General features: G+C 35.3%; 11 protein-coding genes. 4 read left to right on the top strand and 7 right to left on the bottom strand.

Going from position 1 to position 15,052, the window contains the following annotated elements; all coding sequences use genetic code 11:
- Positions 1 to 247 precede the first annotated feature (247 nt).
- The 5 genes from treC to A9G28_RS00750 all read right to left on the bottom strand — a co-directional run bounded on the left by treC (position 248) and on the right by A9G28_RS00750 (position 7,804).
- The gene (treC, locus tag A9G28_RS00770) at positions 248 to 1,921 is read right to left on the bottom strand and encodes an alpha,alpha-phosphotrehalase (protein ID WP_065579475.1); all 1,674 of its coding nucleotides are present in this window, start codon (positions 1,919 to 1,921) and stop codon (positions 248 to 250) included.
- A gap of 80 nt (positions 1,922 to 2,001) precedes the next feature.
- Positions 2,002 to 3,429: a PTS trehalose transporter subunit IIBC gene (treB, locus tag A9G28_RS00765; protein WP_065579474.1), complete on the bottom strand. Its 1,428-nt coding sequence runs from the start codon at positions 3,427 to 3,429 to the stop codon at positions 2,002 to 2,004.
- 189 nt (positions 3,430 to 3,618) lie between these two features.
- Positions 3,619 to 4,581 carry a trehalose operon repressor TreR gene (gene treR, locus A9G28_RS00760; protein WP_065579473.1) on the bottom strand — a complete coding sequence of 321 codons (963 nt, stop codon included), beginning with the start codon at positions 4,579 to 4,581 and terminating at the stop codon, positions 3,619 to 3,621.
- Positions 4,582 to 4,991: 410 nt separating this feature from the next.
- Positions 4,992 to 6,104 carry a 5-methylcytosine restriction system specificity protein McrC gene (locus A9G28_RS00755; RefSeq protein ID WP_065579472.1) on the bottom strand — a complete coding sequence of 371 codons (1,113 nt, stop codon included), beginning with the start codon at positions 6,102 to 6,104 and terminating at the stop codon, positions 4,992 to 4,994.
- Positions 6,104 to 7,804 carry an AAA family ATPase gene (locus tag A9G28_RS00750; protein WP_065579471.1) on the bottom strand — a complete coding sequence of 567 codons (1,701 nt, stop codon included), beginning with the start codon at positions 7,802 to 7,804 and terminating at the stop codon, positions 6,104 to 6,106. Before A9G28_RS00750 ends, A9G28_RS00755 begins: the two co-directional genes overlap by 1 nt.
- Positions 7,805 to 8,261: 457 nt before the next feature.
- Between A9G28_RS00750 and A9G28_RS00745 the strand changes: the two genes are divergently transcribed.
- Positions 8,262 to 8,789, top strand: coding sequence for a hypothetical protein (locus A9G28_RS00745; protein WP_065579470.1), 528 nt, complete (start codon positions 8,262 to 8,264; stop codon positions 8,787 to 8,789).
- A gap of 29 nt (positions 8,790 to 8,818) precedes the next feature.
- Here A9G28_RS00745 and A9G28_RS00740 read toward each other — a convergent pair whose 3' ends face one another.
- The gene (locus tag A9G28_RS00740) at positions 8,819 to 9,151 is read right to left on the bottom strand and encodes a winged helix-turn-helix transcriptional regulator (RefSeq protein WP_065579469.1); all 333 of its coding nucleotides are present in this window, start codon (positions 9,149 to 9,151) and stop codon (positions 8,819 to 8,821) included.
- A gap of 221 nt (positions 9,152 to 9,372) precedes the next feature.
- On the opposite strand from A9G28_RS00740, the gene A9G28_RS00735 reads away from it, so the two are divergent.
- Complete coding sequence (locus A9G28_RS00735; protein WP_065579468.1) at positions 9,373 to 10,008, top strand: NAD(P)-dependent oxidoreductase; 636 nt, start codon at positions 9,373 to 9,375, stop codon at positions 10,006 to 10,008.
- Between the two features lie 386 nt (positions 10,009 to 10,394).
- On the opposite strand, the gene A9G28_RS00730 is transcribed toward A9G28_RS00735, so the two are convergent.
- Positions 10,395 to 10,898 carry an NADAR family protein gene (locus tag A9G28_RS00730; RefSeq protein WP_065579467.1) on the bottom strand — a complete coding sequence of 168 codons (504 nt, stop codon included), beginning with the start codon at positions 10,896 to 10,898 and terminating at the stop codon, positions 10,395 to 10,397.
- A gap of 331 nt (positions 10,899 to 11,229) precedes the next feature.
- Between A9G28_RS00730 and A9G28_RS00725 the strand changes: the two genes are divergently transcribed.
- Both A9G28_RS00725 and A9G28_RS00720 read left to right on the top strand, forming a co-directional pair.
- Positions 11,230 to 13,809, top strand: coding sequence for a type I restriction-modification system subunit M (locus tag A9G28_RS00725; RefSeq protein ID WP_065579466.1), 2,580 nt, complete (start codon positions 11,230 to 11,232; stop codon positions 13,807 to 13,809).
- Entirely contained in the window at positions 13,806 to 15,050 is a 1,245-nt protein-coding gene (locus A9G28_RS00720) for a restriction endonuclease subunit S (RefSeq protein ID WP_065579465.1), read from the top strand. Before A9G28_RS00725 ends, A9G28_RS00720 begins: the two co-directional genes overlap by 4 nt.
- Positions 15,051 to 15,052: the final 2 nt, after the last annotated feature.

Below are 15,052 nucleotides of genomic sequence, written 5' to 3'. Positions count from 1 at the left end.
CCATTGATAGGATTTGTATGCGCTATTTGATACTCAATTGAGCCTTCGCAGTAAACAAATTGAATAGTACATGGTTTGCCACCCATTGTGACGACATAATGGGCATTTAGCGATTTGATACATGAAATGCCAAATTAAGCTAAGGAAAGGCAAGCTTTGGTTAATATGTACAAGTTTTTATATGACTTACTACCATTATGATTATATAAAAACAGGCAATCTATCTTTGATTGCCCATATTGCTTGCTTAATTATTTTGTTGTAGCCAATACATTGCTTCATAAGGCCTTAATGTTATTTGCGAACCTAAGAACGGGCTATCTGGATAATTACTTAATAATTGATTCCAGCTTAGATGTTGTAATTGTGTTGGTAATGCGTAATTGACTTTTTTATCAGTAAGATTAATTATTACCAATAGTTGTTGCTGACAATAACTACGTACATAAACCCAATAATCGCCAATATCAGCGGAAAAATCGCGATAGTCGCCTAAAATAAAAATCGGATGCTGCTTGCGGAGCGCAATTAAAGTTTGATAACAATAAAATATTGAATCGGGATTATTGAGTGCGGTATTAACATTAATTTGTGGATAATTATCGGCAACCTCAATCCATGGTTCACCTTGCGTAAACCCTGCATTAACTGAGTTATCCCATTGCATTGGGGTTCGGCTATTGTCTCTGGATTTACTGGCTAAAATGGCTAAGATTTCCTGCTTTGTCATGCCTTGCGCGAGTTTTTCTTGATAGATATTCAGGCTTTCAACATCGCGATATTGCGTAATATCCGTAAAGTGGGGGTTGGTCATACCAATTTCTTCGCCTTGATAAAGATAAGGTGTTCCTTGTAAACCATACAGCAACATGGCTAGCATTTTGGCTGATTGTGTATGATATTGGTTTTCGTTGCCAAGGCGCGATACAATGCGTGGCTGATCATGATTACACCAAAAAATGGCATTCCACGCTTGATTATGCATGCCCGTTTGCCAATAACCGATAATTTTTTTAAGCTCAATTAAATCAGGTTTAGCTAAACACCACTTATAGCCATTAGGATAATCGACTTTTAGATGATGAAAATTAAAGGTCATAGTCAATTCTTTACCATCTAATGCGGCATATTCTCGGCAGTTTTCTAGTGTGGTTGATGACATTTCACCAACCGTTTTCAACTGGTAGGGTTGAAACACATTAGTACTCAGATCCTGTAAAAATTCATGAATACGTGGACCATCGGTATAAAATCGTCGTCCATCACCATTTTCATCATTAGGAAAATTCTGCTGTTTAGACACTAAATTAACCACATCAAGCCTAAGCGCATCGACCCCTTTATTCGCCCAAAATTGACACACTTTCTTGATTTCATCACGAACGGTTGGGTTTTCCCAGTTGAGATCGGCTTGTTCTTTAGCAAATAAGTGTAAATAGTATTGCTCTGATGGTTGATGCCATTGCCACGCTTTACCGCCAAATTTTGATAACCAATTATTCGGCTCTGTTCCATTTGGGGCGGCATCTTTCCATATGTAAAAGGAGCGGTAAGGGCTATTTTTATCTAAAGCCGCTTTAAACCAAGGATGCTGGGTTGAAGTATGATTAAACACCATATCCATCATAATTCGGATATCTCGTTGATGAGCTTGTGCAATGAGTAGCTCAAAATCAGCCATTGTGCCATAACTTGGATCAATATCGTAATAATCCGAAACATCATAACCGTTATCAATTTGCGGCGATGGATAGATTGGCGTTAACCAAATGGCACTAATTCCAAGGTTTTTTAAGTAATCTAATCGCTTAATAATACCTTGTAAGTCTCCAGTTGAATTTGTGCCACTAGCTTGAAAACTTTTTACATAAATTTGATAGATAGTCCCATTTTGCCACCAAGGAATTGTAATTTTGTTCATTGTGCACTCTTTTTGTTAATCAGTTAATCAGTATCACTTACCGTTTAGTTAATACAACGATAAAAAGTGACATCAATAAGTTAGCGGATATTTAACGTGCCTTGCTTCTGTTTTATTTTATAAACTAACGAGGTTAAAACAATCGGAACGACAATTGCTACCAACATAGCAACGGCATAAATTGACCAATATATCGGTTTGATAGTCAATATGCCGGGTAAGCCGCCAACACCAATGCCATTAGACAACACGCCAGCTAACCCACAAATTAATCCGGCTAACGCCGAGCCAATCATGGCGCATAACATCGGGAACTTATAACGCAAATTAATGCCATACATGGCAGGCTCAGTCACGCCTAAATAAGCTGATATCGCCGCAGGCACAGAGACTTCACGTTCATTTTGTTTTTTACTGGCTAAAATGATACCAACCACGGCTGAAGCTTGAGCTATGTTAGATAAAGCAATAATGGGCCAAATTGGTGTTCCACCCATACTATTGGTCATCTGCATGTCAATAGCAAGCGTGGTGTGATGAATACCTGTAATCACCAGTGGTGAATAAATAAAGCCAAAAATAGCCGAACCAATAAAGGCATAATCACCGGTCATTAAGTATTTAACAATATAAGCAATACCGTTACCTAACATGCGACCAAATGGGCCTAAAACAAAATGGGCTAAAAAGACCGAAGTTAGTAACGCAACAATAGGTACAATAACCAAAGTTAAATAATCGGGAACCATTTTTCGTAAACGGGTTTCGATAAAGCCGAGTGCTAATCCAGCAAAAATCGAGGGAATCACTTGTGCTTGATAACCAACTTTAGCAATAGTAAACCAACCAAAATCCCATACTTCGGGTATTTTGCTACCTAAATCATAAGCATTCATTAATTGAGGCGAAACTAAGGTAACCCCCAACACAATACCGAGTACCGGCGATCCGCCCATTTTTTTGGTGGTTGACCAACAAATAGCAACGGGCAAAAAGTGAAAAATTGCCTCGCAAGGTAACCAAAGAATACTATAAATTGGTGCTAACCAAGGGTAACTTTCGGTAAGCGGTTTATTGTCAATAAATGGCATATCACCAAGCACATTACGCAGTCCCAGTAATAACCCGCCAGCAATTAAAGCAGGCAACAGGGGTATAAAAATTTCGGCTAAATTAGAGATCAACCTTTCAAAAAACGACATATTTTGTTTAGCCGCAACTTTGGTTTGTTCTTTGCTTGATTCGCTTAAATTTAATTGTTGTATCAATACTTTATAGTAGCTATCCACATTGGTACCAATAATGACTTGAAACTGTCCAGCATTAATAAAACAGCCTTTGACAAAAGGTAATGCTTCTATCGCGTCAATTTTAGCTAATTTGGGTTCAACTAGCGCAAAGCGTAACCTTGTTAAACAGTGGGTGACACTGGCAATATTTTTACTACCACCAATAAAATCAATCAATTGCCCAATAGATTCTGTGGTTATTGTTAAATCTTTAGCCATAATAACGTTCCCTTGATTGGTAAAATCTCAGTCTAAATCATTCTATTTGAATAGATCATCTGACTATTTTTTGCTTAATGTTAAGCATAGATTGAATTGAATAATTAATAAATGGGAACGTTCCCTTTTTTGTGATTGACATCACAAATTGAGATTAAATAAGCACAAATTAACTAAATAGGGAGGTTACTAGCCTATCAACTTGCAAGGCACAGTGATAGTTTTAAAGGAGGCCTGATTTTGTAATAGATTCAACAATTCTTGAGCGGCATAACTACCCGCTTTATCAAAACCTAGCTCAACGACATAAGTTTTAGGAAAAAGAAAGCTCAGTAGTTCACTAGTACCAATACTACCAACCACAATATGTTCTAACTGTTTTTCGTGTAAGTATTTATTTAATCCTAATGCGATGCTATCTGTTGCACAAACAATTGCCGATGGCTTTTGTGCTAATACCGGTATGGCGAGCTCATAGCCTGAGCGATAACTTAATTGACCTAAGGCCGCATTTGGGATCAGTTGATATTGCTGACAAAAATCCAGATAAGCTTGGTAACGCCGAGCGCCAGTGGTTTGGTCTTGTTGATCAATACCAAGATATCCAATGTTTTGATGTCGTTGTGACTGATATAAATAGGTAAGTAGCGTATTTACTGCCCCTATATCATCATAACAAATACAAGTATGAGCAGGAAACTTTCTGGCAATCACCACACTTTTATTTTGCCAGAAGGGTAATAATGAATGCTCAAGCCCAGTAAACGCAAAAATAACCACGCCATCAGCTTGCTTGTCTTTTAGCATGGATAAATGCTCTTTAACTTTAGCGGCACTAAATTGACTCTCCATAATAATAGGATCATAACCATGCTGATAAAAAATAGGCAACATACTGCGAACCGCTTGATTTTCTGACCATGAATCAAGGCGGGTTACAATAATACCAATGACCTTATTGCCATAACCACGCATGGCTCGAGCTGATTTTGACGGCGTAAATTGATGCTGTTCAATCATTGCCATTACCTTGGAGCGTGTACTGGCTTTAACCATTGGGTCATGATTGATCACCCGTGACACCGTCGATTTGCTTACCCCACAAAGCTTTGCAATATCTTTAATCGTCAAATTGTTTGAAGATATGCCCATAATAAATTTAGCCAACAAAAATCAATAAAATCATACTAATCTATTTTAGAATAAATAGCGATTTTAGATTGTTGATATCAACTTGATAAACTAGTGACACAGTTAATGACTAAAACAAAAAAGATGAAAAATTTCATTGCATTTCTATATAAAAATCGTTCAGAAAAGCCATTGATTTTATTGAAGTTTTTATTTTGCATTTTTAAGTGAAATCAAGCAGTTATAAGGTGGATGCTGCCTGTAGTACTGTTAGATTTCAAGTTGTTTCCTTTCACAATATCTTGAAATTATTATCAATAATCTTTCAGAAATGAACTTTCAGATTAAACCCTGTTTCAATATGATATTTAGGTTTTCCATTTTGGCTATTGGTTTTTTTAGCAAAAAATTATCCCAGCGTCCAATTTAAGCTAGCAAGGTAAAAAATCATTTAATAATGCCAATAAGCTCTCTTTGATTTTTGTATTATCTTGGGTTAAATCAATAGTACAAAATGCTAACTTATGTCCTTGAATCAGCATACTTTCATTAATCGTCACTCCAACTGTTGGATATAACAGCATTCCCGAAGCAGAAATAGATAATGAATCACTCTGTTTTTCCTGACTTCTTAGATAAGCATACAATTGATAAAGGTGATGACTACTAAACGAGTTAGGTCTAAATCGTGATTTTTTTAAAATTGAGGTACATTTAGTATCAATAACCAACCATTGATTCTGACTGCGGTTTTCGATGATTAAATCAGTTTTCATTGTTGGTAAATAACGTTTTATATTCTCGGTTGCGTTGGTATATTGCCAGTTTAGTTTTTTGCCAGCATGAATGATCCATTGTTGAGGATCTAAATTTACCCGATAAAAACCAATTATCGCTTTTTCAAATAATTCGCGTAACCAATGATCGGTTTTTTTTAGTTGTTCAATGGCATGTAATCCTTGGAATTGAGTGGGAATTGACAAGCTAAAAATCAGTTTTGCTAAAGAGATTAAAGTATTATCTTTAAGATTTGCATGGTTAAAACGCTCCTTTTCATAGCAATAATGCGTTGTTTGACCAATCTTCAACGCAGTAAATTGATGAATGATTTTTCTACATTGTTCAATTAAGCTCGTATCCGTCAATTGTTTTACTAATAGATGAGCCGCAGCATGAATATAGCGATTTTTAGGGGTATCAATCGTTAAATCATCATATCGACATTGAATTTTACCCTTTGCCAATAATTGCTTACGCTGAGTAGTTAAAACCTCTATTTTTCCTCTGACACGATTAAGTGATTTTGTTGTGAGCTGGTAATCTGCGGCAAGGTGATGTATTAACCATTTATTTGCTACCTGACAATATAGTTTGGCAGCGAGCGTTATTAATTCCTCTGGGTTATTTTCTAGCTCTATTCTCTGCTTTTTCCCTACAGTTTTATAATAATCAGAAGCATAGAGCAAAAGTAGCCATATGTTTCTAATTGGTATTTTGGCAACGGTCGTATTGGTTAATAGCGGATGATTATTTATCGTGGTCATTATTGTGCATTACCTAATAATATATTCATCGCATCGCTAAATTTTTCAGGCTCACCAAACCAATACTCTTCTAATAGAGGCTCGATTTCTGAACGAACAATATGCTTAAACCAATCTTGCGCAGTCATTTTTTGGTTAGAACAGGTAAAATAGCTATGCCCAATGGTAAATGCCTTGCCGAGTGTACTATCATTACTGATATATTGATTTAATGCCTCTATACGGTGCTTTATATCTTGTAATTGTTTCGGTGAAAAGGCGTGTTTTTCTTGCATATAGTTGAGCCAATTTTCACCAAAATGAGGACTTAAATGATAAAAGGCAAAACGACGGCGTAAAGCAAAATCAAGCATCGCTAACGAACGATCGGCAATATTCATAGTACCGATAACATAGAGATTGGCGGGAATAAATACGCCTTTTTCATTTTGGTGTTGGTATGTTAATTCTAATGCCTCATTTGGATTTCGTTTATCAGCCTCAAGTAGCGTTAACATTTCACCAAAAATTTGTGCCGGATTGCCTCGGTTAATTTCTTCGATCACAATCACATAATTTACCTGGGGATCGTTTTTGGCTTGATTGATTATTTCTAAAAAAGGACCATCAATCAGTGCTAACTTACCATCACTTGTTGGGCGATAACCGCGAACAAAATCCTCATAAGACATATTAGGGTGAAATTGAATTGCTTTGATATTATTTGAATCTTTATAGCCAACCATTACATTAGCTAAACGTTTAGCCAACCACGTTTTACCAGTACCTGGTGGGCCTTGTAAAATAATATTTTTTTTCGCTCTTAAACTGATTAAAATGGATTGTAACTGTTGTTTATCGACAAAACATCCCTCATTGATTAAATCATCTAAGGTATAAGATTGCTTCATTATTACTGGCTCAGTCATGTCTTGATTATCTGAACTGTCTTTCTCTAGATAGCTTGCATCTGTCTCTAGTAATTGGTATTTTCCATTTCCCAAAAATAACAAAATATTATCATTTCTCAGTTCTTGAAGCCTATTATCAATGCTTGATTTTATCGTTTTATTATTAGGAAATAATTGCTGAATTTCTTCTTTATAATGATCAAGAAATTCCGATCGAGTAAATATATTATCATTTTTCTGATAACATAATTGTTTAACACGACTTAATACAATATCTTTCCAAGTATCATTACTTGATTCGTTCATATTGTCAGCATAGTTATTACTATTAACATCGTTACTATTAATATCCCCATACCGTGAACGCCAATAAGGAGCATTACGGAACACGTCAATATCTTGTGGCTTATCATCAAAAGTAAAATTAATTAATTGTTCAGAAAACCAATTATCAGCTTTAACTTGCCAAATGACAGCGACATTAGTGTAAAAATACCACTTTTTATTTAAATCAGTTCGTTGCCAATTGACTTCCAATAATTTACCATCGCCGTGGTTCTTTGTTACAACCCCAATAGCCTTAATTTTCATAACAGAAACATTAAAGCCTTTATTATCAAAGGGTAAATTGTGCTTTTCCGTATAAGTTGATTTGATGGCAATTTGGTCACCAACCGCAATAGAACGCACTAGCTTTAAATATTTATCGTTATAACCACTTTCCCAAATGCCTGCACTAATAAAGCGATCAGTTTGATCTTTGCCATTATAGCTAGCACTCAAAAACCAATATGTTTTTGTCCCGTCCAATTGCTTTCCTTTCTGATTATGTTATTTATTTTTATGTATATTTTAAACTAATTTATTGTTAACCAAAAATAGAATGTTGATAATTTTTTGCTGACTATTGTTATAAAGTTATTTATGTTTTTAAAATACATAATCAAATAGTTAAATAATAAAAAAGTAGATGATTTTTAATAAATCTATTAATGATTTAAAAGAGTTGTGCATGCATATTGGGTTGAATTGTTTTATATAAAATGATCTTGTTGCTAGGCAAAAGAAATTGATTAAATTAGGCTATAAAATTATGCATCCTAATACATTGCCAATCACATATCTGCTATAGGATGTCATATTATATCGACCATTTACCCATTGGTATTAAAATAACTTTATTTCACGAAATTTTGATAAGCGCTATTCAATACAATTATTGTTGTTTATAATATGAAATAATGATTTTAAAAAGTAAAAGATAACAGTGTTATACAGATTTTTATGCAGTTCACTACTTATTTTCGGCTTTTCAACATATGCATTAGCGACCGAAACAAATAATACCATTGAGTCACAATTTAAAGCGGCTTTATTATGCAAGGTTGATCCAATTGATGGTCGTGATGCAAAAGTGGTTAAACAACTCAGCGAGCAAAACATTACCGTAAAAAATTTAGAAGAAGATGGACTGATTAATTTAGAGTATCACTTTGCTAAACCGCTGGAAATAATGAATACCACTGTGTCACAGATTAAATATCAAGGCGATAGTGGTTCATACTTTTATGCGATTGCTAAAGGTGATATAGATACATTTGCCAAATCAATGGCAGCAACCCCAATCCCTGCCGATTTAAAAGAAGCAATGTCTTGGGGTGATATAGGTCAATATTATCAATATACAGCCCCAGTCACGGAAGAAAATCCTTTTCCTAGTATCATTCTTATCGGCCGTGACAAAAATGTTAAATCAGATGAGTTTTATTTTGGCTGTGAAGAATTTGACAGCTAATCATGATTAATTTAAGGATGGGTAAAAGGTTACTCATCCGCTTTTAATTTGTAAGCCTTTCCCCACGCTAACATGGCATCATGCACCTGTTTTAGGCTTTGCCCAACCTCGGTTAACGTATATTCAACCCTTGGTGGGACTTCGGCATAAACTTGACGAGTTAATAGGCCACTTTTTTCCATAGCGCGTAAATGCTGAGTTAAGACTTTTTGTGATATGCCAGTAAGGGATTTTTTTAGTTCACCAAAGCGTTTGGTGCCCGTAAGTAAATCACGCACAATTAATATTTTCCATTTGTCACCCATTAACATTAATGTGGTTTCAACAGGACAAATTGGCAACGCTTCACTTAATTTTATCATTATTTAATTGTTTAAATTCAATAATAGTTTCATAAAAGTAACTATAGCACTATTTAGTACCTACTTTACAGTAGAAAGTTTAAAGGTTAACCTGAAATCAAGCTATATCATGCTAATTATTATTAGAGTTTAGCGTTCATTCTTTATGATTTATTGAACGAAAATATTAGGTTATTGAATGTCGTTGATGTTAATTATTTAAACATTAAAAGGAGTGAAATATGAAAATTGCTGTCATTGGTGCAAGTGGTAAATCAGGCTCATTAATTGTTAAAGAAGCGCTTTCACGTGGGCATGATGTCACGGCGATTGTACGTAAATCAACTTCTCACGTCGATCCAAAAGCAAAAGTATTAGTTAAAGATCTGTTTGATCTGACTTATGAAGATTTAAAGCCTTTTGATGTGATTGTCGATGCTTTTGCCACATGGACACCAGAATCATTGCCATTACATCAAACCAGCTTAAAACACCTTACTAATATTTTAAAAAATAGACCTAATCGATTATTAATTGTAGGCGGCGCAGGAAGCTTATACATTAATCCAGAAAATACTATGCGTTTGGTCGATACACCTGAATTTCCTGATCAATTTAAACCATTAGCGACTAATATGGCTAAAGCGCTTGATGAACTTAGAAAATGTGACGATGTGCAATGGACTTATTTAAGCCCTGCTATAGAGTTTATTGCCGATGGAGCAAGAACAGGTCATTATAAAGCTGGCGGAGAGCAAGTGTTATTCAATAATAAAGGTCAAAGCCAAATTAGCTATGCCGATTACGCCATTGCAATGATTGATGAAGCAGAAAACGCTAAACATATTAAACAGCGCTTTACCATTGTTACTGAATAATCACACTAAAATAGTATGATTAAGTTTTTTGATTAGTTATAGATGCTTATGTTAAACAATAGCTAGTTGCATAACTCAGAAAAATTTTTAACCCTTTGCAACCTCTTTATTGTTTAGCGTTGTATCTCGTTTTTAGCGTTTAGTGAAACAAATTACCTCAGTGTCTAATCCAGAGGGATCGAGAGGATCCCTTTGGGTCATTTTATCGATACTCTCGTAAAGTGTTGCCTAAGGTAAATTGCCCTACCAAGTGAGAATAATTTTTTTAGACTTTAGTGAAAAAGCGGTAAATTATTGTCGATAAGGCTTCAGGTAATATGGTATTTGAGTATACAAACCTACTTATTGGGAAAAATATACCTAAAAAAATAAGTCCGCCTTGTTTATTAACTTAATGTAGATTGTTCTTTTAATGCCTTACGCACGGCCATCAAAACTTCACCTAATAAGTTTTTTCCTCGCCATTTGGCCATATTAAATCGCATTTCATCATCCATACTTAAACCGATTCCCCAAACTTTATCATAAGGGCTGGCTTCTGCTAAAACTTTATCTTTGGTGGATAATAACGATTTTTTAAGCTCCGCATTTTGAGAAAACTTTGCATAATTACCTTTAAAAACAATTTCTTTCTTATGGTTATTCCATATCGTTTGATCAAAATTACGCACAGCTTGCCCGAGCTGCTTTTGCATTTTCGAGGAAGTGATAGATAAAATGGCATTGGCACTTTCTATATCTTGAAATAACAATGCTTTAGCATACATCATCCACTGCTCTGCACTAGTAAATGTAATGTTATCAATGACAAAATGGCAAGGGTACCATTGAGATAAATAATTGTCAGGACTAAAAAAGAAAATCATTTTCTTTTTTCCAACTTGTTTCATCTTTTGAAATCGCTCCTTGTTTAGAATACTCAAGCTAAAAATTCATTAACGTACAAATAAAACCTAACCATTGATAAAAGTAATACATATTGTATTGGGTTATCACATAATTTCCAATTTAAATACATTCTATCAAATAACAAGCTTCCAGATACCCTCAGCATAATATCTTTTCTTCCCTATTTTACAGCGATATTGACTTTGACTGATTTAGCTAGGATTTTGCGCTAATTATCGCTAAAATACAGCGCAAACTAGGTTGGTTATAAAACTATTAAAAATAACCCTGTTTTTATACCAAGATAACATTAGCAAACGAGGTTAATACGTTGTGATTACATCTGAAGAGATTAAAAGTCGATTATGGGATGGCGCCAATGAGCTGCGTGGTTCGATGGATGCCAGCCGTTATAAAGATTATATGTTAGGTTTAATGTTTTATAAATTTTTAAGCGATAAAACATTAGCTGCATTTAAATCGATGACAACCCGAGATGAGATCACCGAGTCCGAGCTTATCACCAATTATTACAATGGTATGGCTGAACGTGGTCCTCAATTAGAAAGCATGTTACAACGTACGTTGGGTTATTATGTTTTACCCGAGCATCTTTATCAAACTTGGATCGCGGATATTAATAAAGGCAATTTTGAAGTGCAAAAAGTGATCGACAGTTTAAATCAATTTGAACGTTCAATTGCCAATAGCAAAGATGCCGATGACTTTAAAAATCTATTTTCTAATTCAACCTTAGATTTAACCGATACCGCTCTTGGTAGTAATTTACATGAACGCAGTAAAAATATTAAAGCCTTAATCTTATTATTTGCCGATCTTGATATGGTCACTTTGCAAAAAGGCGATGTATTAGGCGATGCTTATGAATACCTGATTGGGCAATTTGCCATGGAATCGGGTAAAAAAGCGGGGGAATTCTATACGCCTCGCCAAGTAAGTGAAGTGATGGCACAAATCGCCGCCAAAACACCAAATATCCGTTCGATTTATGACCCGACGGTTGGATCTGGTTCATTACTGCTAACAGTTAAAAAACATTTAACTAAACAAGCACAACAAAGCTTGACCTATTACGGCCAAGAAAAAAATACCGCCACCTATAATCTAGTGCGGATGAATTTATTACTGCATGAAGTTAAACCCAATAAAATGACTATCAGAAATGGCGATACTTTAGCCCATGATTGGCCTGAAGATCCTGAACGTCCTAGCGAGGGCGTCCAATTTGATGCGGTGGTAATGAATCCCCCATATTCGGTAAAAAACTGGAATCGTGCAGGGCTAAAAGTGAGCGATCCCCGTTTTGAAATAGCTGGCGTATTGCCGCCTGATTCAAAAGGTGATTTTGCCTTTTTATTACATGGACTATTCCATTTAGGACAAAGCGGTACCATGGCAATTGTATTACCCCATGGAATCTTATTCCGTGGTGCAGCCGAAGGAGAAATCCGCAAACGATTATTAGAAAAGAATTACATTGATACCGTAATCGGCTTGCCAAGCAACCTGTTTACCAACACTGGCATCCCCGTTGTGGTTTTAGTGTTGAAGAAGAATCGACAGCTCAGCGATCCGGTATTAATCATTGATGCCTCAAATACCTTTATCAAAGTCGGTAAGCAAAATGTCTTGCAAGAAAAAGACATCGCCAAAATTGTTGATACTTATGTATCACGTCAAGAGCAAGCTGGCTATAGCCATTTAGCCACTCGCCAAGAGATTATCGCCAATGAATACAACCTCAATATCCCCCGCTATATTGATGCCATTGATGATGATATTGCTCACGACGTTGAAGGTCATTTATTAGGTGGTATACCACAGCACAATATTGAGCAACTGGCGGTTATCCGCGCCACCACCCCCGATCTATTACAGTCGGCATTAGAGCCTGTTCGTCCGAAATATTTCATTTTAAAAGAAGAGATTAGTCAATTAAGCGCTAAAATTTTAAATGATGCACGTGTTCTACAACAATCTGAGCAATTAGCGAAGCAAACGCAAGCTTATATTGACCGCTATTGGTCACAAATCATTGCAATTAATGATCCTGAACAGATTCACCCGCTGATGGAAGTAATGTTAAACGATATAAAAATCTTACTAGCAAGCTTTAATCATCTTGATATCTATGACGGCTATCAGATTATTGCCGAAATTTGGCAAAATACATTACTCCATGACGCTGAAATTATTGCCGCAACTGATTTTTATACCGCAGCACGTAACCGAGTACCGAATATGGTCAACAAAGGTAGCGGTGCTAAAAAACGGTCTGAGCAAGACGGCTTTATCAGCAGTCTGATTCCAAGCGAATTAATTGCTACGGAATTATATGCCGATGAATTAGCTAATATCGACCACAATAAACAGCAAATCCAAACGCTAGAAAGCGAACTTGCGGATCTTATTGAAGCAGCCAAAGTCGAAGACAGCCCTGAGTACGATGCGCTGTATGAATCATTGAAAAAGAATGATGATGACGAACCGCTTGATACATTTGATAATAAAAAACTCAAACAAGAGTTAAAAGAGACACCAAAAGATGCTGAAGCATATTTAACACTTAAAAAAGTGGATAAATTAATCAGCCAAAAATTGACATTAAGTAAACAAATTAAAGCGGACGAATTGGCATTAAAAGAAGCGGTACAAGAACGGATTTTGAGCTTAACGGATCAAGAAATTGACACACTAATGTCTAAAAAATGGTTTGGTAATACCATTGTGTTACTGAGCGAATTAATCGAAAAACCGATTAAAGCCGAATTAAAAACCCTGCAAATGTTAAACGAACGTTATCAAGACACCTTAACTTCGATTGATAAAGAGATCGAACAACTCGAAGCCGAGTTACAAGCAATGATGCAAGATCTGGTGGTAACGCAATGAGTCAAAGTAAGAAATTAATTCCTAAGCGGCGGTTTAAGGCGTTTGAGGATAGAGAGGCTTGGAGTCTTTTAAAACAACTCAATGAATATGCTGAAATATTAACTGGTGGTACTCCTAGTACTCAAATTAAAGATTTTTGGATGCCGAAAGAAGTTCCATGGATGTCTTCTGGCGAAATAAATAAGAAAAGAATTTTTTCTACAGATAATATGATTTCCCAAAAAGGATTTGATAGTTCTAGTGCACGCTGGATAAAAGAGAAGTCAATTCTTATCGCATTAGCAGGACAAGGAAAAACTAGAGGAAAAGTCGCAATAAATGAATTACAAATAACAACAAATCAGTCTATTGCAGCAGTAGTACCAAATGAAAAACTTGATTCAGAGTTTTTATTTCAAAATTTAGGTATGAGATATGAAGAATTACGTTCGATTTCTTCTGGGGATGGTTCTCGTGGAGGATTAAATAAAAAAATCATATCCGAGCTGCATGCTACTATTCCGAATATTGATGAACAGAAAATTATTGGAATTTTTTTCCAAAAACTTGATAACCTTATTAATACTCAACAAAAAAAATTGGAAAAAGCCAAAACCCTAAAATCAGCTTATCTAAGGGAAATGTTTCCGAATGAGGGGGAATTAAAGCCTAGATTGCGGTTTAGTGTTTTTTGTGAAGATTGGACGCCTAACAAATTAGGGGATGTGACGATATGGAGTAAGGGAGCTAATTTAGCAAAAGATGTGTTAAATAATGAAGATAACGGACATCCAGTAATACACTATGCTGACTTATATAAATTTTCTCCCGTAATTGATAATGTAATTCATTGGTCTAAAAGTAATGAAGGTCATATTATACCAAAGAATTCTTTACTTTTCCCTATGTCAGATGTTACTCCTAGAGGTCTGGCTCGAACCACTACTATCACTAAAAAAAATGTAAGAGCTGGTAGTGATACTCTAATTGCAACAATTTCAGATGAAATTAGTGCAGAATATTTATCCTATCAAATAAATGCTAATCATAAGAAAATTTTTCCCTTAGTGACAGGAACCACAGTCAAACATATTAATGCTAGCTCTTTGTCAACATTATTTATTACACTAACGGATATAATTGAACAAAATAAAATATCGACATTTTTTAATTTATTAGAAAAGCACATAAATTTAGAACAAAAAAAATTAGATAAATTAAAACACATCAAACAAGCCTATTTAAACGAAATGTTTGTATAAAA

It is taken from the genome of Gilliamella sp. Fer1-1 (genome assembly GCF_001690825.1).
Taxonomy (GTDB): Bacteria; Pseudomonadota; Gammaproteobacteria; order Enterobacterales; family Orbaceae; genus Gilliamella; species Gilliamella apicola_C.
The sequence above is the reverse complement of the archived record's forward strand: the minus strand, read 5'-3'. Positions and strand labels throughout refer to the sequence as shown.